Origin of the sequence: Nocardia sp. NPDC056611 (assembly GCF_042792755.1) — a bacterium.
Lineage (GTDB): Bacteria > Actinomycetota > Actinomycetes > Mycobacteriales > Mycobacteriaceae > Nocardia.
The window spans coordinates 761,844-783,449 of sequence record NZ_JBHTVV010000004.1; the positions used below are offsets into that span (position 1 = coordinate 761,844).

Sequence of the window (21,606 nt, forward strand, 5' to 3'; positions counted from 1 at the left end):
TAACATTTGGCTTACGGTGTGGCGGAGCGGTTTACAGCGGGTCGTCGAGTTCCATCTGCCGGATCTGCGGCAGATACGGGTCCAATTCGCCCGCTTCGAACCGGCACATGCCGATCACGTGCCAGAACTGGCCCGCCGTCAGACCTTCGGTCTTGTAGCGGCCGTCCGGCGTGAACGCCACCCAGCCCTCCGGCAGGCCCAGCAGGGTGGCCCGCGGTTCCGGCGCGGCGTCGGACTCGTCCAGCGCCCACACCATGATCGAGCCGTCATTGCCGCCGCTGGCCAGCAGCCGCCCGGACGGATCGAAGGCCAAGGACCGCACCCGGTTCCGATGGCCGTGCAGGGTGTGCCGGTGCTCGCCCGTGGCGATGTCCCACAGGTGGATCACCAGGTCGTCGCCCGCCGTGGCCAGCAGACCCGACCGCGCGTCCAGCGCCACGCACCACAGCCGCCCACGATGCAGGTCCAGCCGGTGCAGCGGGGGACCCCCGGCCCGGCTCCAGATCCGGACCGTGCCGTCCCAGGAGATGCCCGCGACCAGGTCGTCGTGCAGGACCACCCCGTAGACGCGATGCCCACCCGCGCCGCTCGGCGTCGGATCCGACAGCGTGCCCACCAGTTCCCCGGACTCCACCGCCCAGAGCCGGATCTGCCCGTCGTCGCAGCCGGTGGCCATGGTCGCGCCGGTGGCGTCGAACGCGATCGAGCGCACCCGGCCGCGATGGTCGGCACAGACCGCGTGCTCGCCGCCGGTCTCGCGGGTCCACAGCGTCACGGTGTCGTCGTCGTTGGCGGTGGCGATGAAGCGGGCGGTCGGGTCGTAGGCGATGGCCCACACCGGCGCGGAGTCGACGGTGATCTCCCGTTCGGCCTCGCCGGTGCCGATATCGGACACCCGCAGCCGCCCGGCATTACCGACCGTCACCAGCTGGGTGGCCCGGGCCGGGCTGAACACCCCCGATTCCACCGTGACCAGCCCGTCCGCGCTGCCCCGCAGACGGCGGGTGAGCCGCCCGGTGGCGGCGTCCCAGAGCCGGACGCTGCCGTCGTTGCCGAAACCGGCGAGCACGGTGCCGTCCGCGTTGAAGGACACCGCGCGCACGTGCCGCCCGTGTCCGTTGAGGGTGTGCAGGCGTTCGCCGGTGGCGGGATCCCAGACCCGCAGCGCGAACTGGTCGTCGGCGATGGCGAGCTGGGTGCCGTCGGGCCGGAACGCGAACGGCCAGATGGATCCGGTGTGCCCGGTCAGCTTGTGCAGCGGCGCGCCGGTGCGGCCGTCGCGCACGTAGACCGCGCCCGCGGTGTCGCCGGAGGCGAGCATGTCACCACCCGGATCGAAGCCGAGCCAGTGGATGCGGGCACTGCCGTGTTCGGTGCGGTGGTGCCGCCGCACGCCGGTGCCGGTGTCCCACAGCCGGATTCCGCCCGCGAGATCGCCGCTGGCCAGGATGGGTTCGGTCGGGTGGAAGGCGATCGCGTAGACGATGTGCTCGTGCCCGGACAGGTCGTGGACCAGGGTTCCGGTGGCCGGATCCCACAGTCCGAGTACGCCGTCCGCGCCCCCGGCGGCCAGCAGCGTGCCCATCGGATCCCAGCAGACGCGGCGGACCGGTCCCGGCGCGGCCCGGAAGCCGCCCAGCTCGGCCCCGGTGCCCAGGTGCCGGATCCGCACCGTCCCATCGTGATACGCGGCGGCGAGCCGGTCGCGGTGGAAGGCGAGGCTGTAGATGCGTTGCGGGCGGCCGTCCGGCGGCGGGAATTCGTGCAGCAGTTCACCGTCGGGGAGTCGCCGGACGCGCAGCGTGCCGGCCGCGTCGCCGGTGGCGAGCAGGGTTCCGGCGGTATCGGTTTCCAGTGGCCAGGGCCAGTTCTCGTGTCCGGTCAGGACCGCCTTGACTGCACCGCTGGCGGCGTCCCAGATCCGCACGGTGCCGTCGGCCGAGCCGGTGACCAGCACCTGTTCGGTGTAGGCGAGGGCGAAGGTGCGGTCGCGGTGCCCGTGCAGGGTGCGCAGGGTGCGCCCGGTGTCCGCGCCGTAGACGACCACGCTGCCGGAGTCGCAGCCCACGGCGATGGTGCCGCCGTCCGGACTGTAGGCCAGCGGTCGCGGCAGTCGTCCGCTCTGCGCGTCCACGCCGTGCTTGACCCCGATGGCGGCGGGAGCGAATTCGGTCAATGGCGGGGTGCCGGGCACGCGGCCGGACCCGGCCAGGTCGGTCCCGGCGGGTCGGCCGATGACGTCGAGCAGCGCGGCCCGGGTCCACCGGCTGCCTTCGCCGCGCACGCCGGTGAGGTCGGTGCGGGCCAGGCGGGCCCCGGTCAGGTCGGCGCGGCCCAGATCGGAGCGCACCAGCGAGGCCTGATCCAGGTGCGCCCGGTGCAGGCGGGCTCCACGCAGGTCGGCGTTCTGGAGATTGGCGCTGGTCAGCTGGACTTCGGTCATATCCGCTCCGCGGAGGTCGGTGCCGACCAGGGAGGCCTGGTCGAGTTGCGCGCCCACCAGCCGGACGCCGCGCAGGACGGCCTGGTCCAGCACCGCGCCGGTGAGCCGGGTGGCGGTCATGTTCGCGCCGGTGAAATCGAGCTGCCGCAGATTGCGGAAGGACAGGTCCTCGCGTGACAGGTCGAGGCCGCGCAGGTCCTTGTCGGGGCTGATGCGCAGCCGGGCCGCGACCCGGGCGGCATTGGTGCGGGTGATCTCGTGTTCGTCCGGATCGTCCTGGATGCGTTCGACCCAGGCCTGCAGTAGCTCGACTTCGGCCAGATCGCAGAGGAATTCGACGGCGAGGGGTTCCAGCTGCGCCTGCGCCGGCGGCGCGGGTTCGGCGACCCCCGCGCTCAGCTGGGTGGCGATGGCCTTGGCCACCAGCCAGTCCCGCACCGACGAGTGGATGAAGCCGAAGCGGTTGTCGTCGGTGCGGACGATGAGGCTGCGGGAGCCGAGGGCGTGCACGAACTGCGCCACATTGAGCCGGCTCGCGTCGATCTCCTGCACGGCGGCCTGCGCGACCTCGGTCAGTTCCGTGAGATTCAGGTAGGGCCGCCCGTTCTCCCACACCCGCAGCGCGAAATACGTGACGGCGAGCCACAGTTCGGTGAGGCCCAGGGTGGGCTGGGAGCTGGCACGTTCCGGGGACCGCTCGATCTCGTAGGTGAGCCAGCTGGTCAGGATCTCCTCGTACAGCCGCGTGGGGCCGATGATCCGGCGGGCCCCGGCCGCGGTGCGCAGCCGCTGTTCGTCCAGGTCGGCGATGAAGCTCAGCATGCGCGGATTGCAGGCGAGTTTCAGCAGGCCGGGAATGCCGCGCAGCAGCCGCATGCGGGCGTCGGCCGAGGGCCCGCCGGGACCGTAGCGGTTGACCAGGAAGGCGTGCACCTGCTCGTCGGTGAAGTTCTCCACGCTCAGGATGTAGCGGTCCGGGTGCGGGTCCTCGCGGGTGTCGAGGGCCGCCGCGATCTGGTCGTAGGACTTGAAATGCTGTGTGCGCCCGGCCACCACGACCTTGGCCCGCCCCACCGCGGCTTGCAACAGGGTGGCCATGTGCTCGGCGGCGCTGTCGTAGTTGAGGCGGGTGAGCAGTTCGTCGAAGCCGTCGAACAGCAACACCACCCGGCCCTGTTCCAGCATGTACCGCAGGGCGCGCAGGTCGATGCGGGATTCGCCGTTGTTGGCCAGGTGCGCGGCCAGCAGGGTGTCCAGGGAGCTGGTGCGATCCAGTTCGCGCAGCTCGATGTGGATGGGCACCAGTCCGGTGGTGGTCTCGGCGATCCGGCGGGTCAGCTCGCGCAGCGCGAAGGTCTTGCCGAGTCCGAAATCTCCGAGCAGCAGTACGAATCGGCCGTCCGCGGCGGTCACCAGGTTCATGAGTTCGGCGACCAGATCGTGCTGCACCTCGCGCCCGCGCGGGGCCAGCATGCGGAAGCGCTGCGGCACATACAGTTCCGGCGGATAGGCCGGGTCGTCGCGGAGACGGGCCGACTGTTTGCGCAGGTAGTCGCCGAGTTCGACCATGCCCTGGAAGTCGGTGAAGCTGCGGATCCGCACGCCTTCGGCGGCCGCCCGGTCGGACAGTTCGCGGCTCGGGGCGGGACCGAGGTAGATGAGCTGGGAGCCGGGTCGCGGTTCGGGGCCGAGGAAGGCGTCGAGGACCTGGCCGGTCACTTCGCCCACGTGCGCGCCGATGATGAGCTGTTCGATGACCGGCTCGGAATTCACCGTGACCAGCAGGTAGTGCGGGTCGGCGGAGATGCGGCGGATGCGCGCTCCCGGATAGCGCACCTCGCACACCTCGGCGACCTGCTCCAGCAGCATGTCGTGTGGGCGGGCGGTCTCGTTCGTGCGCGGTTCCGGGCGGGGCGCGGGTGGGGGAGCGGGCAGTTCCCGGGGGGCCCGGCTCTCCAGCGCCACCACGGCATTCGTCCAGGTGAGGGCCTGCGGGACCGGAGGCTCCGGCGGTTCGTCGTAGCGATAGCGGGTGAGTCCGGCATCGGTGATGTGGACCAGTTCGGCCTGACCCGGTGCGGGGGCGGACAGGACGGGCAGCGTGCCGCCCGGGTGCGCGAGCGAGCGGCCCGCCCGGCCGGGGCCGCGCAGCAGCAGGTTCAGGCGCGGACCCAGGCGGCGGAAGGCGCGTTCGGCGTCGCGCAGCACGCCCGCGTCGTAGGGCGAGGTGTTCGGGCCGGGGGCCGGATCGTGGCGCAGCACGCCCAGCCGGAACCAGCCCTGCGCTTCCTGGGCGCGCAGCTGCTCGGCGAACCAGTCCTTCTGTTCGTCGCCGATGGCGCCGTAGTCGTCCTCGGGGCGGTGGGTGGCGGCCATGGTCGAGTTCAAACCGGCCACGACCAGCCGTAATCCGGGGATCGGGAACAGCGTCCAGGGCTGGCCGACATCGAAGACCAGGTGGTCGAGGCCGCGGTAGAGGGTGTTGAACATCTGCTCGAACAGGCGCAGTTTCGCGAAGTAGGGCGCGCGGGGCAGGCGGTCGTTGGCCTCGCAGTCCAGGAAGTGGGCGCGGCAGGCCAGTTTCGAGATGTCGTGGTTGCCGGGGACCACGATCAGCCGGTCGGGTTCGAGTTTGAGCAGCACGCGCAGGCCGGTGAGAAACGCGGTGGCCTTGCGGAATTCGGTCGGATGCGCGGATTCGGTGAGATCGCCGCTGACCACGATCAGATCCGGCGGCGGGGCCTGACGATCCACCAGTTCGGTGACCGCGCCCCAGATGTGGGACTGCAAACCCTCCGGATCGGTGGGGAGATCGGCCGACGCCCGCCCGAACCGAGGACCGCCGATATGCAGGATGGACAGCCCCGCGTGGGTGCGGGCCGCGGCCATGTCCCCCGGAAACGCCGGTGGCGACAGCGGTCGGCGCCCCGGCGGCCTGGGCTCCGGTGCCGCGGACCACAAGTCGTCCGAACGCGGGCTCGCCCGCCGTCGCGGCATCCACCGCTCCGACAGCATCCGCTCGACCCGGTCCAGCACCTCCCGCCGCATCTCGGCCTCGTCGGTCACCCCGAACAGGTCCAGGCAGGCGACCCCGGTCGGCAGCCATTCCAGCGAGCAGTCGCTGACCCGGATGGCCAGCAGCTTTCCCGGATCCACGTCCAGCGCGGCCTGCCACTCCCGGTTCGCGTGCCGCGACGATACGTAGTCGCGGGTCAGCACGGCGATCACCAGATCCGCCTCGCGCACCCCGCGCTGCACGAACTCCCCGTAGTTCGCCGCCGGATCGAAGTCCCACGACGACACCAGGGTTCGATACCGCCCCTCGGCGTGTTCGAGCAGCCATCCCAGCCAGATGGCCCATCGCTCGTCGGCCGCCGAATAGCTCGTGAACAGTAACCGCCCGCCCCACCCCGTCACACCGCCCAGTATCCCGCCCCCGAAACCACCCCGCGGCCAATCGAATTGACCTCTTTCCCAATTCTCAGATCATGCGACTCGCCCCGACCTGCGAGAATTGACCGATGCTCGAAGAGGACTCCGGTTCACCTCCCGCCCGGGCAGACTCGGTCGTGCGGTGGCGGCCCGGCGTCCTGGACTCCGTCCGGATCGGATTGCTGCTGGTCGGACTGCTGTGCGTCGCGACCGGTCTGTTGCCGCGGGCTGAGGCGGCGGCCAATATGCGGCGGATCGCGCCGCTGCTGTTGTTCCTGGGCAGCGTGATCGTGCTGGCGAATCTGGCGCGGCGGGCCAAGGTGTTCGATGTGATCGCGCACCGGCTGGCGATCATCGCGGGCGGGAACTACGCCGGGTTGTTCCTGCTGTGCGTGCTGTTCGCGTCGGTCACGACGACGGTGCTGAACCTGGACACCACCGCGGTGCTGCTGACACCGGTGATGATCGCGCTGGCCGTGCCCGCGCGGATTCCGCCGCTGCCGCTGGCCATGACCACCCTGTGGCTGGCGAACACGGCGAGTCTGCTGCTGCCGGTGTCGAATCTGACCAATCTGCTGGCCGCGGATCGGGTGGCCTTGGACGCCACCGGGTTCGCGGCCCGCATGTGGCTGCCGCAGTTGCTGTCGATCGCGGTGACCATGGTGTGCCTGTGGTGGTGGTACTGGCGGCGGTCGCAGCGCGGGGCCGAACGGTATGTGGTGCCGGAACCGATCCGGCCCGCGGATCTGCGGGAACGAGTGCTGCTGTACGCGTCCGGGGGCGCGTGCGCGCTGTTCGTGCTGGCGATTCCGTTCGTGGGGGACCGGATCGGGATCGCGGCCACGGCGGCGGCGGCCATCGCGGTGCTGGCCTTCGCGATCTGCGATCGATCAGCGCTGCGGCCGTCCCTGTTGCCGTGGCAGCTGCTGGTTTTCGTGGCGGGCCTGTTCCTGGTGGTGCCGACGCTGTCGCGGTACGGGCTCTCGACGCTGATGGAACACCTGATCGGGCAGGACACCAGCGGGCCGGGCGTGTTCCGGGCCGCCGGGGCGGGTGCCGCGCTGTCGAACATCGTGAACAATCTGCCCGCCTACACCGCGGGGGAGGCGGTCGTGCACGGCGGCCGGGATCAGTTGCTGGCCTTGCTGATCGGCGCCAACGTGGGCCCGGTGGTGACGCCGTGGGCCTCCCTGGCCACCCTGCTCTGCCTGGAGTTCTGCCGCACCCACGAGGTGCGGGTGCCCATGCGGCGCTTCGTGCTGACCGGCCTGGTGCTGGCCGTCGCCGCGACCACCGCCGCGACCGCGGGGCTGCTGCTCACCGGCTAGAACGTATTGGCCGGTCGCAGTGCGTATTCCACGATCTCGGTGACATCATCGTCGGTGTACACGGCGGGCAGCGGTAGCGCCAGCCGCTCCAGCAGCCGCCGCACCTGCGCGATGCTCGGTTCGGCAGGTGGCCGCAGCTCGCTGTCGCGGCCCAGCGGAACGTGGCGGGCCTGCTTGAAGCTCAACGCCAATTCGCGGGTGAGATCGGAGTATTGGGTCTTGCCGCGTTCGAAGAGCAGCGCCGGGGTGTTCGAGCCGCGCTGATTGGTGATGACCACGCTGTCGGACATGTCCCAGCGGTAGGTCGACACCACCGCGGACAGCGCCAGCTCGATGGTCAGCAGCTCGGACTGGGCCCGGTACCAGGAGCAGGCCACCACGGTGGCGAAGGACTGCTTGCGAATCCGGTCGGTGGTCCACGGTCGCCCGGTCGCGTCGCCGCCCGGCTGCAGTGAATTGCGATGCTGCGCCTCGACCTCACACAGCTGCTCGTCGCCGGGGTCCAGGATCTCGACCCGCAGATTCAGCAGGTGCTGTTCGGCGCGTACCCGGCCCAGGAAGAACGGCAGCGTGGTGGCCCGCAGATAGGTTCCGGTGCCGCCCTTGTAGATCCAGTTGTCGGTGTCGCGGCGGGCCATGGCGTGCGCCTGATCCACCTCCGCGCCGTAGAGCAGGCGCACCGCGGCGGTCTCGCCGACCAGCCGGGCGATCCGGTTGCGGTCCCGCAGCAGCGTCACCGCGAGCAGGCTCAGCACCAGCAGGATGGCATTGCTCACCGGATCGAGCTTGGTGTTCTTGTCGATGAACTCGACGATCACCGCGGTGATCGCGATCACGATGGCGACCACCGCGTCGATATTGAGCCGGAGCCAGGTAGCGAAGCGGGTCATGGGCGGCGTCCTCCCCCGAGAGATGTCACCCAGGATAGGTGCCGCGTAGCATGACCGAGCGGTAACAGGGCAGAGTGCCGGTCAGCCCGCAATCACTAAGGAGCACATGGTGGGACAGGTCAGCGCCTCCAGTTCGATCGTCGTCGCGGCGGATCCGAAGCGCACCCTCGACGCGATCGCCGACTACGAAACGGTCCGGCCGAAGATCCTCTCCTCGCACTACCGCGACTACAAGGTGGTCGAGGGCGGCCAGGGCGCGGGCACCGTCGCGGAGTGGACCCTGCAGGCCACCGAGAAGCGGTCCCGCAATGTGCGCGCGGCCGTCTCGGTCTCCGATTCCATGGTGACCGAACGGGATTCGAACTCCTCCATGGTCACCGCCTGGACCGTCACCCCCTCGGGCTCCGGCTCGCTGGTCACCGTGCGCACCACCTGGAAGGGCGCGGGCGGCATCGGCGGGATCTTCGAGGGCATCTTCGCGCCCCTCGGCCTGAAGAAGATCCAGGCCGAGGTGCTCGAGAACCTGAAGAAGGAACTGGCCTAGTTCGGCTGATCCTGCGCGATATCGAAGAGGTTGCCCTCGGGGTCGGACAGCGTCGCCCACTTCACGCCGTATTCGTCGAAGTCGGCGAGATGCTTGGCCCCGAGCGCGACCGCCTTCGCGATCTCGGCCTGCTGGTCGGGTGAGTGCAGGTCCAGGTGCACCACGTTCTTGCCCGGGTTCTTGTCGGGCACCTTGATGAACATGAGCGTCGGTGTGGCGGCTCCGTTGTCGATGGTGGCGAAGAATTCGGTCGCGCCGTCGTCGACGGGACGCTCGAACAGCTGCGCGTAGAACCCCGCCAGCTCGGCGGCGTTGTCGCAGTCGATGGTGATGTTCCCGAGGGACAGTGCCATGGTTTTTCTCTCCTTTTCAGAGCCGGCCGATCGGCCAGCAGACTTCGGTGCGGTAGTCGGCGGGTTCGGCGTCGCCGGGACCCACCAGGTAGAGCTCGCGCACGGGTTCGGCGAGCGCGGTGTCGTGTTCGGCGACGTGGCTGCCCAGCGCGCCGTAGGTGCGGTCGAATTCGGTGAACGGGCCCGCGTGCACCGCGATGGCGAAGCGGCGGGCCGGGAGGTCCAGCACCGTCGCGGCGTCGAACCGGTCCCGGTGCCGGGGATCGATGGGCACGAAAGTGACCACCTCGCCCCGGTCTTCCTCGAAGAACGAGAGCGCGTAGGTCGCGCCGGCCGGTCCGGCGGGCGCGAGATCGGCGGCGGCCAGCGCCCCGTAGAGCTCCCCGAAACTGTGGTCGCACCATTCATCGCAGTTCTCGCGCGCCACGTCGGCGGACATGGCGATCACGGGATGGCTGGTGATGGAACGGTATTCGACGCTGATCCGGTCGGATGGCAGCAGCAGCGCCTTGAGTGAGGCCACCACGTCGCGGGTGCGCACCAGCTCGGCCTCCATCCGCTCGAGATGCGCGCGGATCGCCGCGTCCCGCGCCACCTGATCCGGGGCGGCCATCACCGCCTTGATCTCCGGCAGCGGCATGTTCAGCTCGCGCAGCCGCTTGATCAGGTGCGCCTGATCCACCTGGGCGGTCGAGTAGAACCGGTAGCCCGAGGCGGGGTCCACCGCGACCGGCTCCAGCAGCTCGATCTCGTGGTAGTACCGCAGCGTCTTGATGGTCAGGTAGGTGAGCCGGGAGAACTCACCGATCGGAACCGTTGCCGTCATGCTTTCAGCGAACACCCTCCAGCGAGGGGAGAGTCAAGCGAGCTGTCGCGTGTCGGCGACTAGGCTGGGGTGCGATCACCATCCCCCAGGAAGGACGCGCCGTGCAGCCCGGTGAAGGTTTCGATTTCCAGCAGTTGATGGCCCAGGCCCAGCAGATGCAGCAGGCGGTGATAGCCGCGCAGCAGGAGATCGCGGAGTCCGAGGTCGAGGGGGAGGCCGGCGGCGGCCTGGTGCGCGCCAAGATCCGCGCCACCGGCGAGGTGCTGTCGCTGACCATCGATCCCAAGGTGGTCGATCCCTCGGATGTGGAGACCCTGCAGGACCTGATCATCGGCGCGCTCAACAACGCCATGGACACCGCGCAGAACCTGGCCGCCGAGCGGCTGGGCCCGCTCGCGGGCGGTCTCGGCGGCGCGCTGCCCGGACTCTGAGCGGGGCTGGGTAGGTGTACGAGGGTCCGGTTCAGGATCTCATCGACGAACTGGGCAAACTGCCCGGTGTCGGACCGAAGAGCGCGCAGCGCATCGCCTTCCATCTGCTGTCGGTGGAACCGCCGGAGATCGACCGGCTGCAAGCCGCGCTGCAGAAGGTGCGTGACGGGGTGCGGTTCTGCGCTGTCTGCGGCACCGTCTCCGATGGCGAACTGTGCCGTATCTGCGCCGATCCGCGCCGCGATCGCACCATGATCTGTGTGGTCGAGGAGCCCAAGGATGTGCAGGCCATCGAGCGCACCCGTGAATTCCGGGGCCGTTATCACGTGCTCGGCGGCGCACTCGATCCGCTCTCGGGCGTCGGCCCGGATCAGTTGCGTATCCGGGAATTGCTGACCCGCATCGGAAATCAGGATGACGGGGTGGACGTGTCGGAGGTCATCATCGCCACCGACCCGAATACCGAGGGTGAGGCGACGGCCACCTATCTGGTCCGTATGCTGCGCGACTTCCCGGGGCTGAGCGTGACGCGTCTGGCCTCGGGCCTGCCCATGGGCGGCGATCTCGAATTCGCCGATGAATTGACCCTGGGCCGCGCCCTTTCCGGCCGTCGCGCGCTATAGCCGGTCCGGGGGTTTCGGGGGGAACCCCCGGGAGTCGATCAGGTCCAGGTCGGCGGTGCGGGCAGCGCCGCCGGCTGCGGGCACGGAATGTGCTGCACGTTGCGGGGGATATCGGCGCCGGCGCCGCTGGCGTGTAAAGCCACGGCAATGGCGAAGGTGGCCGCCAAACCCGCCACAAGTGCCAGGCCCTTACGCAAGGTCCCGGTTTTCAGGGACGGGCGTAGCTTCATCTTTCGCTCCTCGCCTCGGTGATAATGCGTCGACCTGGAACACCGCGTGCAATTAGCCCTGTGTTGAACTAACTGAAGGCTAGCTTTCCGTCCGCCCCCCGCAGCACATTATGGGGGGTTAGAACCGGAAATTGAAATCTTCCCGTTATTTCTGGTCAGAACGTTAGACGCTGCCAGTCCAGGGCATCGAATCCCGAACGATCTCCGGTCGCCCAGCCCCAGATCAGATCGGCGACAATTCGCGGGTCGTTCGCGGTGGCGGCGAAATGCTTGTCCGGAGAGCCGTCCCGGTATTCGAGGTCGTAATGCCCGTCCGGGTGGCGATAGGTCTGGATATAGACCTGATCGGCGGTTTCCGCGATCAGATAGGGACCGGGCTGACCCAGCTCCGGAATCCACAGGTCCACCAGTTGTTTTGTCAGGTAAGGAAATTCGCCCGCCCCGCCGTGGGTGACCGCGGCGGCCACCGATCCGGCCGGATCCGCCAGCCACGACAGCTGCGGATCCCACACCGCGTACCCGTGCGGCGTGCCCAGCTCGAACAGCAGCGAGCGGGTGTGCCCGATGGCGTCGTACTGGGTGGACACGAACAGCGCGTCACCGAGCACGCCGTCGGCGGCGGGCGCGCCCAGGAAGCTGTCGACCTCGGGCAGCTCCGCATTGCGTTTGTCCAGCTCGGCCGCGATCCCGGTGATCGCCTCGCCGGCCGGGCGGCCCTCCTGACCGGTCAGATGGTCGTCCACCTCGGCGGGGGAGGACGCGACGCCGGAGGGCAGCAGAACGAGGTCGTAACTCACCCGGCCAGGCTAGTGGCTAGCCCGCGCGAGTCCGCCGCCCGGTCTCCGCGCAGGCGCAGCCGCCGGCCGCGTCGCCGCAGTCGGCCACGAACAGGTGCCGGGCCCGATCGGTGTCGAAGCATTCGGATTCGGTGCATTCCACCGGACCCGCGGCGTGCACGATCAATGTCCCGTGACAGTGATCGAGGGCCGATTCGCATAGTGAGCAACCCGCAGGATGCACCGCAACCTCCTTCAGCCGTTCCTATGGTGATAACACTCGCCACCGACAAGCGCGGGAGGACACCGCGTGTCGTCCGAACTGTCGGAAAAACTCCCGCGTGCCTGGGGTCCGCCGTGGTGAACTGGACGGATGGGGATCAAGGTTTCCCTCGAACACCGCACCACCTATTCCTTCGACCGCCCCGTGCGCGTCCACCCGCACGTGGTCCGGCTACGCCCCGCCCCGCACACCCGCACCGCCATCGAGGCGTACTCGATGCGGGTGACGCCGGGAACCCACTGGGTGAACTGGCAGCAGGACGCGTTCGGGAACTTCCTGGCGCGCTTGGTCTTCCACGAACCGACGCCGGAGCTGTCCATCGTGGTCGGGCTGATCGCCGACATGGACGCCATCAACCCGTTCGACTTCTTCGTCGAGGATCGGTCCGAGCACTTCCCGTTCGAGTACTCCCCGCAACTGGCCGCCGACCTGGAGGCGTACCTGCGGCCGGTGGCCGACGGCGAAAACGACGCGGGGCCAGGCGGTCTCGTACGCGACTGGGTGCGCCGCCACACCCCGCGCGACCGGCCCCGCACCATCGAATTCCTGATCGCCGTGAATCAGGCGCTGCGCCAGGACGTCGCGTACACGATCCGGATGGAGCCGGGCGTGCAGACGCCCGGCCACACCCTGCGCGCCGGGCTGGGGTCCTGCCGCGACTCGGCCTGGCTGCTGGTCTCCATCCTGCGCGAATTCGGTCTGGCCGCCCGTTTCGTCTCCGGCTACCTCATCCAATTGGCTCAGGACGTCCCGTCTCTGGACGGCCCCTCGGGCCCGCCCGCCGACTTCACCGACCTGCACGCCTGGACCGAGGTTTACCTCCCCGGCGCGGGCTGGGTCGGCCTCGACCCCACCTCCGGGCTCTTCGCCGGAGAGGGCCACATTCCCTTGGCGGCCACCCCGCACCCGGTGTCCTCGGCCCCCATCACCGGCGCCACCGACCCGGTCACCGCCACCCTCGACTTCTCCAACACGGTCCGCCGCATCCACGAGGACCCCCGAGTCACCCTGCCCTACACCGATTCCCAATGGGAGCGCATCCGCGCCGCGGGCGCCGCGGTCGACGCCCGCACCACCGCCGCCGGAATCGACCTCACCATCGGCGGCGAACCCACCTTCGTCTCGGTCGACGACCAGACCGCCCCCGAATGGACCACCGAGGCCGACGGCCCCGCCAAGCGCGACCGCGCCGCCGACCTCGCCGACCGCCTCCGCCGCATCTACGCCCCCGCCGGTCTGATCCAGTATCGCCAAGGCAAGTGGTACCCCGGGGAACCCTTGCCGCGCTGGGAAATCGCCCTCACCTGGCGCGATGACGACGAACCCCTCTGGAGCCACCCCGACCTCCTGACCCAGCCCTCCCCGGCAACCGCCGAAGCGCCGGGCCCCGCCGATGCCCGCGCCGCACGTGCGCTGATCAGCCACATCGCCTCGGGTTTGGGTCTGCCGGATGGTCAGGTTCGGCCGGCGTTCGAGGATCCGCTGCGCCGGATGGCGGCGAAAGTCGCTGCGCCGTCGGGTGATCCGGTCGGATCGGAGGAGGATCTCGCGCCGAGCCGGGATTCGGTGCGGGCCCGCCGCGAGCTGCTGGAGCGGCTCGACACCGCGGTTGGCGAACCTGTGGCCTATGTGCTGTCGATGTATCGCCGCGCCGACGAGGCGGGCTGGGCGAGCGCGGACTGGCGGTTGCGGCGCGGCCGAATCATGTTGACCGAGGGCGATTCTCCGGCCGGATTGCGGCTGCCGTTGGGGTCGGTCGCCTGGAACGCGCCGCCGCCGAGTGCGGAGGCGGATCCGTTCGCGCCCCGCAAGCCCTTCGTGGCCGGCGAGCCCGCGGCCGTGGTCGAGTCCGCCGAACGGGCGCCCATCTCCGCGCTGGTCGCCGAGATCCGCGATGGACAGCTGTACGTCTTCCTGCCGCCGATCGCTGAATTCGGGGCCTTCTGCGATCTCGTCCGCCGGGTCGAGGAAGCGACGGTGGCGGTGGGCGTGCCCATCGTGCTCGAGGGGTATCCGCCGCCGGTGGACGACCGGCTGCACACGCTGTCGCTGGCTCCCGATCCGGGCGTGCTCGAGGTGAATGTGCAGCCCACCACCGGGTTCGGTGAGCAGTCGCGGTTGCTGGAGAACCTGTACGAACAGGCGCGGCTGGCGCGGTTGAGCACCGAGGCGTTCGATGTGGACGGCACCGATCGGGGGACCGGGGGCGGTAATCACATCACGCTGGGTGGGCGGACGCCCGCGCGGTCGCCCTTGCTGCGCAGGCCGGATCTGCTGGTTTCGATGCTGACCTATTGGCAGCGGCATCCGGCGCTGTCCTATCTGTTCTCCGGCCGGTTCATCGGGCCGACCTCGCAGGCGCCCCGGGTGGACGAGGGGCGGGAGGACACGCTCTACGAGTTGGAGATCGCGTTCGCCGAGATCGAGCGGTTGAGCCGGGCCGCGGCGGACGACGATTCCGCGGAGTCCGTCGCGCCGCCGTGGGCGGTGGATCGGGCCTTGCGGCATCTGCTCACCGATCTCACCGGCAATACCCATCGCGCCGAGTTCTGTGTGGACAAGCTCTACAGTCCGGATTCGGCGCGCGGCCGACTGGGTCTGGTGGAGTTGCGGGGTTTCGAGATGCCGCCGCATTTCCGGATGGCCATGGTGCAGTCGCTGCTGGTGCGGGCGCTGGTCCTGCGGTTCTGGGAGCATCCGTACACGGCCCCGCTCATCCGGCACGGCGCGAATCTGCACGGCCGCTATCTGCTGCCGCATTTCCTGCAGGCCGATATCGCCGATGTCGCGGCCGATCTGCGCGCGCACGGTACCGAATTCGACACCAGTTGGCTCGATCCGTTCTCGGAGTTTCGTTTTCCCCGCTTCGGTTCGGTGGTACTCGGGGATATGGAAGTGGAACTGCGCGGGGCGATCGAACCGTGGAACACCCTGGGTGAACAGACCACCGCATCGGGGACCGCCCGGTACGTGGACTCGTCGGTGGAGCGGCTGCAGGTGCGGGTCACCGGCGCCGACCGGGACCGATACGTGGTGACCTGCAATGGCTTCCCGCTGCCGCTGGTCCCGGCCGGACGCGCGGACGTGCAGGTGGCGGGCGTGCGGTATCGGGCCTGGCAGCCGCCGGAATCCCTGCACCCCACCATCACCGTGGACGCGCCCCTGGTCTTCGACGTGCTCGACCTGGAGACCGGACTGTCGCGCGGCGGCTGCACCTATCACGTGAGCCATCCCGGCGGCATGTTCTACGCCGGGCCGCCGGTGAACGCGGTGGTGGCGCAATCGCGGCGCAACCGGCGCTTCGAATCCACCGGGCACACTCCGGGTCCGGTCGATCTGGCCGATGTGCGTGCCAAAATGGCCATACAGGCGACGGACGTGGGCGCGCCCGGAATACTCGATCTGCGCCGGGCGCGGACCGTGTGGGGCACGGCCGACGGTCCGCGGGCCCACCCGAACGTCGGCGATCGATAGGCATACCCGGGGAAGTGGTTGCGGTGACAGTGCTCGACGCGGTGCCGCCCGGAGACGCCACGCCGGGAGAACCCGACCGCTGGACCGCTCTGTCCGCGCGCCGGGAAGTGCTGGAGGAGTTCGCGAACTACCGCGCCGCCGCGGCCGACACCGGCGCGCGCGACGCCTGCGGCCTCGCCACCGGCGGCTACTACGACGAACTCGCCGATCGGGACGGCCGTCTGCGCGGCATGTGGGCAGACCTGTCCGCCGACGTCCTGGACCAGGGCCGGGAAGGGCTGCGCCGCATCGACACCCGGGTCCGGCGGCTGGTCGAGGACGACGGCATCACCTACACCGAACTGACCGCCTCCGCGGAACCGGCCACCCCCTCGCCGTGGCGGCTGGACCCGATCCCGCTGCTGCTCTCCGACACCGAATGGTCGGCTCTGGAATCCGGCGTAGTGCAACGCTCCCGACTGCTGGACGCCGTGCTCGCCGACGTCTACGGCCCGCGCCGCACCCTCACCGAGGGCCTGCTGCCACCGCAGCTGGTCTTCGCGAACCGGGGGTATGTCCGTGCCGCGCACGGCATCTCGCTGCCGGGGCGGCATCAACTGTTCCTGCACGCCTGCGATGTCAGCCGCTGGAGCGACGGCGGGTTCCGGGCGCTGGCCGACTGGGCGCAGGCCCCGTCCGGCGCGGGCTACGCGCTGGCCGACCGCCGCGTCGTGTCCGCCGCCATCCCCGAGGCGTTCGAACTGGCCAGCCCGCGCCCGCTCACCCCGTTCGTGCGGGCCATGCGGCTGATGCTCATCGAGGCCGCGCCCCGTGCCGCCGACGAGGACCCCGTGGTGGTGGTGCTGAGCCCCGGCGTGCACTCCGAAACCGCCTTCGATCAGGCGTATCTGGCGTCGGTGCTGGGCTTCCCGCTGGTCGAGAGCGCCGACCTGGTGGTCCGCGAGGGCCGCCTGTGGATGCGATCACTGGGCACCCTGAAACGGGTCGACGTGGTGCTGCGCCGGGTGGACGCCGAATTCTCCGATCCGCTGGACCTGCGCGCGGATTCGCGGCTGGGCGTGGTCGGGCTGGTCGAGGTGCTGCGCCGCGGCGCGGTCACGGTCGTCAACACCCTGGGCAGCGGGCTGCTGGAGAATCCGGGGCTGGCCCCCTTCCTGCCCCGGCTGTCGCGACGGCTGCTGGACGAGGAGCTCACGCTGCCCGGTGTCGAAGCCTATTGGGGCGGCGATGATTCCGAACGCTCCCACCTGACCGCCAACCTGCACCGGCTGATCTTGCGCTCCACCGTGGACGGCGCCACCGTCTTCGGGCCGGTGCTCACCGCCGCCCAGCGCGCGCGGTGGCGGACCCGGGTGGAGGCCGAGGGCTGGAAATGGGTGGGGCAGGAACCCGCCCGGTTCTCCGTCGCCCCGGCGGTGGACGGCTCGGGCGGACTGGTCGCCGCACCCGTCGCGGTCCGGTTGTTCTCACTGGCCGGCCGGGTCGGATACCGCGTCATGCAAGGCGGATTGGGGCAGCTGCACCAGCGCGGTGGTCCCGCCGGCATGGTGGGGGAGGCCGCCGCCAAGGACGTCTGGGTGCGGGCCACGCCCGCGGAGGTCCCGGCCGTGCCCGCGGTCGAGGTGCCGGAGGAGCGCGAACGCCTGGTGGCGGCCGTCACCCCCGTCGATGTGGTCAGCTCGCCGCGCGTCCTCGACGACCTGTTCTGGCTGGGCCGCTACGGCGAACGCGCCGAGGTCACCGTGCGCTTGCTCGCCGCCATTCACGACCGGCACCAGGACTACCGTTATCGGCCCTGGATGGAGGGCGCGGAGGCGATGCCGGTCCTGATGGAGGCGCTGGCCCGCATGACCGGTACCGCGCCGCCCGCGCCGACCCGGGTCGTCGTCAAACCGGTGCCGGTGCACGAGGATTCGACGGACCGCTCCGGCAGGCGGCGTCCCGGGGTATCGACGTCGCGTGCGCGTCCGGGGACGTCACCGCGATCCGCCGGGCAGCCCGGACCGGAAGCCGCCGGACAGTCGCAGTCCCTGCCCGAGCCCGTGGGCGCGGCGCAGATCTCCCGTCGCCGCGAGTACTCCGACGAACCGACCGTCCCGATCGCTCTGCCCGGCGCGTCCCGCCGCGATCACGACTACCTGGTCTCGCTCACCGTCGACCGTCATGTCACCGGTTCGGTGGCCTTCTCCGTGGAGCGCTACGCCAAGGCCGCCCGCGCCGTCCGCGATCAACTCTCGCCCGATACCTGGATGGTGCTCGGCTCCCTGGACCGCGCCCTGTCGGAATACCGTGACGCGCTGGGTGATCGGGGCGCGGCCCTGTCCGCCGTGCACTCCCGCGCCCTGTCCGCGCTGCTGTCGCTGACCGGCATCGACGCCGAGTCCACGGTGCGTGACACCGGCTGGCACGTCATGGACATCGGCCGCCGCCTGGAACGCGCTCTCGCGCTGGCGGCGCTGATGAGCTCCGCGCTCACCGGCGACCATCCGCCCGAGGCCGGGCGAGTGGTCACCGACGCCGTCCTCCAGGCCACCGTCTCCGCGGTGAGCTACCGCCGCCGCCACCGCGATTCGGTGCGCATCGCCGCCGTGGCGGGTCTGCTGCTGTTCGACGAGCACAATCCGCGCTCGCTGGCCTACCAGCTGCAACGCCTGGACGACGACTTCCAGGCGATACCCGGCGCCTCCGGATCCGCTCGCCCGCAACGACTCCTGGCCGACGCCCAGCGCATGCTGCGCCGCGTCGATCCGGCCGACCTGGAGGCGGTCGACGCCCAAGGGCGCCGCGCCGAGCTGGCCGAGCTGCTCGACGGCGTCCACCTGCGGCTGCGCAAGCTCTCCGAATCCTTCGAGGCGACCCGGCTGTCGGTGCCCTCGGAGATCCAGCCGTTGTGGGGCACCGCCCGGGTGGTGGGCTGATGCGCCGCTACCGGGTGCTGCACCGCACCGTCTACGAGTACTCCGACGTGGTCAGCAGTTCCTACGGCCGCGCGTATCTCACCCCGCGCGAGTTCCCGGGTCAGCGGCTGCTCTCCCATGACACGCGGGTGGATCCGGCACCGTCGGACCGGTCGGTCGGCGTGGACGTGTACGGCAATACCACCCTGTATTTCCACGTCACCGCCGGGCACCGCCGCCTCGAGGTCACCGGCGAATCCCTGGTCGAGGTCGCCCCGCCCGCCGTCCCCACCGCGCAACCACCCTGGGAGCAAGCCCGCCCCGGCGCCGGAAACGGTCCGCTCGCGGTCGAATTCACCCTGGACCTGACCCCGCCCGAGATCACCCCCGAGGTCGCCGCCTACGCCGCCGAGTCGTTCCCGCCCGGCCGTCCCCTGCTGGACGCGGTCCGGGAGCTGACCACCCGCATCCACACCGACTTCGCCTACGAATCCGGCTCCACCACGGTCAGCACCAGCGTCGCCGACGTCTTCGCCGAACGCCACGGCGTCTGCCAGGACTTCGCGCGCCTCGGCATCGCCTGCCTGCGGTCCCAGGGCCTGGCCGCCCGCTACGTCTCGGGCTATCTCTCCACCGACCCGCCCCCGGGCAAGGAACGGATGGTCGGCGCGGACGCCACCCACGCCTGGGCCGACGTCTGGCTGCCCGGCGGCGCGGGTCAATGGATCGGCTTCGACCCGACCAACGACCAATTCGCCGACGACCGCTATGTCACCGTGGCCTGGGGCCGCGACTACGCCGACGTCCCCCCGCTGCGCGGCATCATCTATACCGACGCCCGCGAATCCACCATCACCGTCTCCGTCGACGTCGCCCCGGTCACGCCCGATATCGCCCCCATCTCGCCCGATGTCGGCCCGGCTCGGGCCCCGGAGTGACACACTCGACGATGTGGCCCCCGCCTCCCCTGCTTCCAGGCGTCTATCGCACCCCTGTAAACTCGTGATCATCATGCAGCGGGCACTTCTCCTCGGCCGCCGCGACGGGGTCTGATTCGGACCGGCTCCCGCCGCGGGGATCTGCCGTGCCGGTCTACCCAATAACTGGGATCCAGCCACACCTCGGAGATAAATCGCCATGTCACCCGCTGACGCTTTCGTATCCGGTACGCGCATCATCACCGCGCCGTCCAAGCCCGCGCCCGCTGACCAGCCGGCCTGGAACAAGCAGAAGAACTCCTCCATGCCGGTATTCCGGTACCGGCCGTTCGCCGAGGAGGTCGAGCCCGTCGAGCTGCCCGACCGGACCTGGCCGGACAAGATCATCGACCGCGCGCCCGGCTGGTGTGCCGTGGACCTGCGCGACGGCAACCAGGCGCTGATCGACCCGATGAGCCCCGCCCGCAAGCGCCGCATGTTCGACCTGCTGGTGCGCATGGGTTACAAGGAGATCGAGGTCGGCTTCCCGTCCGCCTCGCAGACCGACTTCGACTTCGTCCGCGAGATCATCGAGGACGGCGCGGTGCCGGACGATGTCACCATCCAGGTGCTGACCCAGTCCCGCCCGGAGCTGATCGAGCGCACCTTCGAGGCCTGCGCCGGCGCCCCGAACGTGATCGTCCACTTCTACAACTCGACCTCGATCCTGCAGCGCCGCGTGGTCTTCCGCGCGGACCGCGACGCGGTCAAGAAGATCGCCACCGACGCGGCCGCGCTGTGCCTGGAGGTGGAGAAGCGGTACCCGGACACCAACTGGCGCTACGAGTACAGCCCCGAGTCCTACACCGGCACCGAGCTGGACTACGCCCGTGAGGTTTGCGACGCGGTCTCCGAGATCATCGCGCCGACCCCCGAGAAGCCGTTGATCATCAACCTGCCCGCGACCGTGGAGATGGCGACGCCCAACGTCTACGCCGACTCCATCGAGTGGATGCACCGCAACCTGGCTCGCCGCGACTCCATTCTGCTGTCGCTGCACCCGCACAACGACCGCGGCACCGCCGTGGCCGCCGCCGAACTGGGCTACCAGGCCGGCGCGGACCGCATCGAGGGCTGCCTGTTCGGCAATGGCGAGCGCACCGGCAACGTCTGCCTGGTCACGCTGGGCATGAACATGTTCTCCCGCGGCGTGGACCCGCAGATCGACTTCTCGAACATCGACGAGATCCGCCGCACGGTCGAGTACTGCAACCAGCTGCCCGTCGCCGAGCGCCACCCCTACGGCGGCGACCTGGTCTACACCGCCTTCTCCGGTTCGCACCAGGACGCCATCAACAAGGGCCTGGACGCCATGAAGGCCGCCGCCGACGCGCAGGGCGCGGACGTCGACGACATCGTGTGGGAGGTTCCGTACCTGCCCATCGACCCGAAGGACGTCGGCCGCACCTACGAGGCCGTGATCCGGGTGAACTCGCAGTCCGGCAAGGGCGGCGTCGCCTACATCATGAAGACCGATCACGGGCTGGTGCTGCCGCGCCGCCTGCAGATCGAGTTCTCGCAGGCCGTGCAGCGGATCACCGACGGCGAGGGTGGCGAGGTCACCCCGAAGGAGATGTGGGACGTCTTCTCCGAGGAGTACCTGACCCCGATCCTGCCGCTGGAGCGGATGCGCCAGAAGGTGACCGCGTCCGAGACCGACGGCGGCGTCGACCACATCGAGGCCGTGGTCAAGGTCGACGGTGTCGAACACGCCATCACCGGTGAGGGCAACGGTCCGCTGGCCGCCTTCGTCGACGCGCTGGCCACCATCGACTACGACGTGCGGGTGCTGGACTACAGCGAGCACGCCATGTCCTCCGGTGACGACGCCCAGGCCGCGGCCTACGTCGAATGCGCCATCGGCGATCAGGTCACCTGGGGCGTCGGCATCGCCACCTCGATCACGACCGCCTCGCTGCGCGCGGTGGTCTCCGCGGTCAACCGCGCTGCCCGGAAGGCCTGAGTGGCCTGAGCCTCGAGGCTGAGAGAAAACGCAGGTAGGAGAGCCCGTCTCGACTTCGTCGAGGCGGGCTCGCCGCGTCGGGGCGGGTCAACAATGCTAGCGTTGGGTCGCAATAGCGCCGAGCTCTCTGTTCGAG

15 protein-coding genes are annotated in these 21,606 nt (G+C 70.0%); 8 read left to right on the forward strand and 7 right to left on the reverse strand.

The features are described from left to right. Positions 1-31 precede the first annotated feature (31 nt). Complete coding sequence (locus ACFRAQ_RS24870; RefSeq protein WP_379103477.1) at positions 32-5,860, reverse strand: pentapeptide repeat-containing protein; 5,829 nt, start codon at positions 5,858-5,860, stop codon at positions 32-34. A gap of 104 nt (positions 5,861-5,964) precedes the next feature. Here ACFRAQ_RS24870 and ACFRAQ_RS24875 point away from each other — a divergent pair, with 104 nt between their 5' ends. After that, entirely contained in the window at positions 5,965-7,203 is a 1,239-nt protein-coding gene (locus ACFRAQ_RS24875) for an SLC13 family permease (protein WP_379103479.1), read from the forward strand. Here the strand turns inward: ACFRAQ_RS24875 and ACFRAQ_RS24880 are convergent. After that, positions 7,200-8,093 carry a hypothetical protein gene (locus tag ACFRAQ_RS24880; protein ID WP_379103484.1) on the reverse strand — a complete coding sequence of 298 codons (894 nt, stop codon included), beginning with the start codon at positions 8,091-8,093 and terminating at the stop codon, positions 7,200-7,202. The two genes, ACFRAQ_RS24875 and ACFRAQ_RS24880, sit on opposite strands and share 4 nt — an antisense overlap. A 109-nt stretch (positions 8,094-8,202) precedes the next feature. Here ACFRAQ_RS24880 and ACFRAQ_RS24885 point away from each other — a divergent pair, with 109 nt between their 5' ends. Further along, positions 8,203-8,637 (forward strand): SRPBCC family protein, encoded by a 435-nt coding sequence (locus tag ACFRAQ_RS24885; protein ID WP_357275397.1) that lies wholly within the window; start codon positions 8,203-8,205, stop codon positions 8,635-8,637. Here the strand turns inward: ACFRAQ_RS24885 and ACFRAQ_RS24890 are convergent. Then, the gene (locus tag ACFRAQ_RS24890; protein WP_379103487.1) at positions 8,634-8,990 is read right to left on the reverse strand and encodes a VOC family protein; all 357 of its coding nucleotides are present in this window, start codon (positions 8,988-8,990) and stop codon (positions 8,634-8,636) included. The genes ACFRAQ_RS24885 and ACFRAQ_RS24890 overlap by 4 nt on opposite strands. A 16-nt stretch (positions 8,991-9,006) precedes the next feature. Beyond that, the gene (locus ACFRAQ_RS24895; protein ID WP_379103490.1) at positions 9,007-9,816 is read right to left on the reverse strand and encodes a MerR family transcriptional regulator; all 810 of its coding nucleotides are present in this window, start codon (positions 9,814-9,816) and stop codon (positions 9,007-9,009) included. 101 nt (positions 9,817-9,917) lie between these two features. On the opposite strand from ACFRAQ_RS24895, the gene ACFRAQ_RS24900 reads away from it, so the two are divergent. After that, entirely contained in the window at positions 9,918-10,247 is a 330-nt protein-coding gene (locus ACFRAQ_RS24900) for a YbaB/EbfC family nucleoid-associated protein (protein ID WP_379103492.1), read from the forward strand. 14 nt (positions 10,248-10,261) lie between these two features. Next, positions 10,262-10,870 carry a recombination mediator RecR gene (recR, locus tag ACFRAQ_RS24905; protein ID WP_379103495.1) on the forward strand — a complete coding sequence of 203 codons (609 nt, stop codon included), beginning with the start codon at positions 10,262-10,264 and terminating at the stop codon, positions 10,868-10,870. A 38-nt stretch (positions 10,871-10,908) separates the two neighbouring features. Here the strand turns inward: recR and ACFRAQ_RS24910 are convergent, their stop codons facing one another. The 3 genes from ACFRAQ_RS24910 to ACFRAQ_RS24920 all read right to left on the reverse strand — a co-directional run bounded on the left by ACFRAQ_RS24910 (position 10,909) and on the right by ACFRAQ_RS24920 (position 12,057). Further along, a complete protein-coding gene (locus tag ACFRAQ_RS24910) occupies positions 10,909-11,100 on the reverse strand; it encodes a hypothetical protein (RefSeq protein WP_357275408.1) in 192 nt (63 codons plus the stop codon). Between the two features lie 155 nt (positions 11,101-11,255). Next, positions 11,256-11,897, reverse strand: a complete 642-nt coding sequence (locus ACFRAQ_RS24915; protein WP_379103497.1) for a hypothetical protein — start codon at positions 11,895-11,897, stop codon at positions 11,256-11,258. A 16-nt stretch (positions 11,898-11,913) separates the two neighbouring features. Beyond that, positions 11,914-12,057 (reverse strand): hypothetical protein, encoded by a 144-nt coding sequence (locus tag ACFRAQ_RS24920; RefSeq protein ID WP_379103500.1) that lies wholly within the window; start codon positions 12,055-12,057, stop codon positions 11,914-11,916. Positions 12,058-12,249: 192 nt separating this feature from the next. On the opposite strand from ACFRAQ_RS24920, the gene ACFRAQ_RS24925 reads away from it, so the two are divergent. From ACFRAQ_RS24925 to leuA, 4 genes are all read left to right on the forward strand, one after another. Then, positions 12,250-15,633, forward strand: coding sequence for a DUF2126 domain-containing protein (locus tag ACFRAQ_RS24925; RefSeq protein ID WP_379103503.1), 3,384 nt, complete (start codon positions 12,250-12,252; stop codon positions 15,631-15,633). 89 nt (positions 15,634-15,722) lie between these two features. Continuing rightward, positions 15,723-18,551, forward strand: coding sequence for a circularly permuted type 2 ATP-grasp protein (locus ACFRAQ_RS24930; protein ID WP_379103784.1), 2,829 nt, complete (start codon positions 15,723-15,725; stop codon positions 18,549-18,551). Beyond that, positions 18,551-19,468, forward strand: coding sequence for a transglutaminase N-terminal domain-containing protein (locus ACFRAQ_RS24935; protein ID WP_379103505.1), 918 nt, complete (start codon positions 18,551-18,553; stop codon positions 19,466-19,468). Before ACFRAQ_RS24930 ends, ACFRAQ_RS24935 begins: the two co-directional genes overlap by 1 nt. A 199-nt stretch (positions 19,469-19,667) precedes the next feature. Then, the gene (gene leuA / locus ACFRAQ_RS24940; RefSeq protein WP_379103507.1) at positions 19,668-21,470 is read left to right on the forward strand and encodes a 2-isopropylmalate synthase; all 1,803 of its coding nucleotides are present in this window, start codon (positions 19,668-19,670) and stop codon (positions 21,468-21,470) included. Positions 21,471-21,606: the final 136 nt, after the last annotated feature.

Bases quoted from the DNA above. Each gene is read 5' to 3' on its own strand.
- ACFRAQ_RS24895 (WP_379103490.1), bottom strand. From the start codon at position 9,816: ATGACGGCAACGGTTCCGATCGGTGAGTTCTCCCGGCTCACCTACCTG.
- ACFRAQ_RS24925 (WP_379103503.1), top strand. From the start codon at position 12,250: ATGGGGATCAAGGTTTCCCTCGAACACCGCACCACCTATTCCTTCGAC.
- ACFRAQ_RS24910 (WP_357275408.1), bottom strand. From the start codon at position 11,100: ATGAAGCTACGCCCGTCCCTGAAAACCGGGACCTTGCGTAAGGGCCTG.
- ACFRAQ_RS24890 (WP_379103487.1), bottom strand. From the start codon at position 8,990: ATGGCACTGTCCCTCGGGAACATCACCATCGACTGCGACAACGCCGCC.
- ACFRAQ_RS24880 (WP_379103484.1), bottom strand. From the start codon at position 8,093: ATGACCCGCTTCGCTACCTGGCTCCGGCTCAATATCGACGCGGTGGTC.
- ACFRAQ_RS24935 (WP_379103505.1), top strand. From the start codon at position 18,551: ATGCGCCGCTACCGGGTGCTGCACCGCACCGTCTACGAGTACTCCGAC.
- leuA (WP_379103507.1), top strand. From the start codon at position 19,668: ATGTCACCCGCTGACGCTTTCGTATCCGGTACGCGCATCATCACCGCG.
- ACFRAQ_RS24875 (WP_379103479.1), top strand. From the start codon at position 5,965: ATGCTCGAAGAGGACTCCGGTTCACCTCCCGCCCGGGCAGACTCGGTC.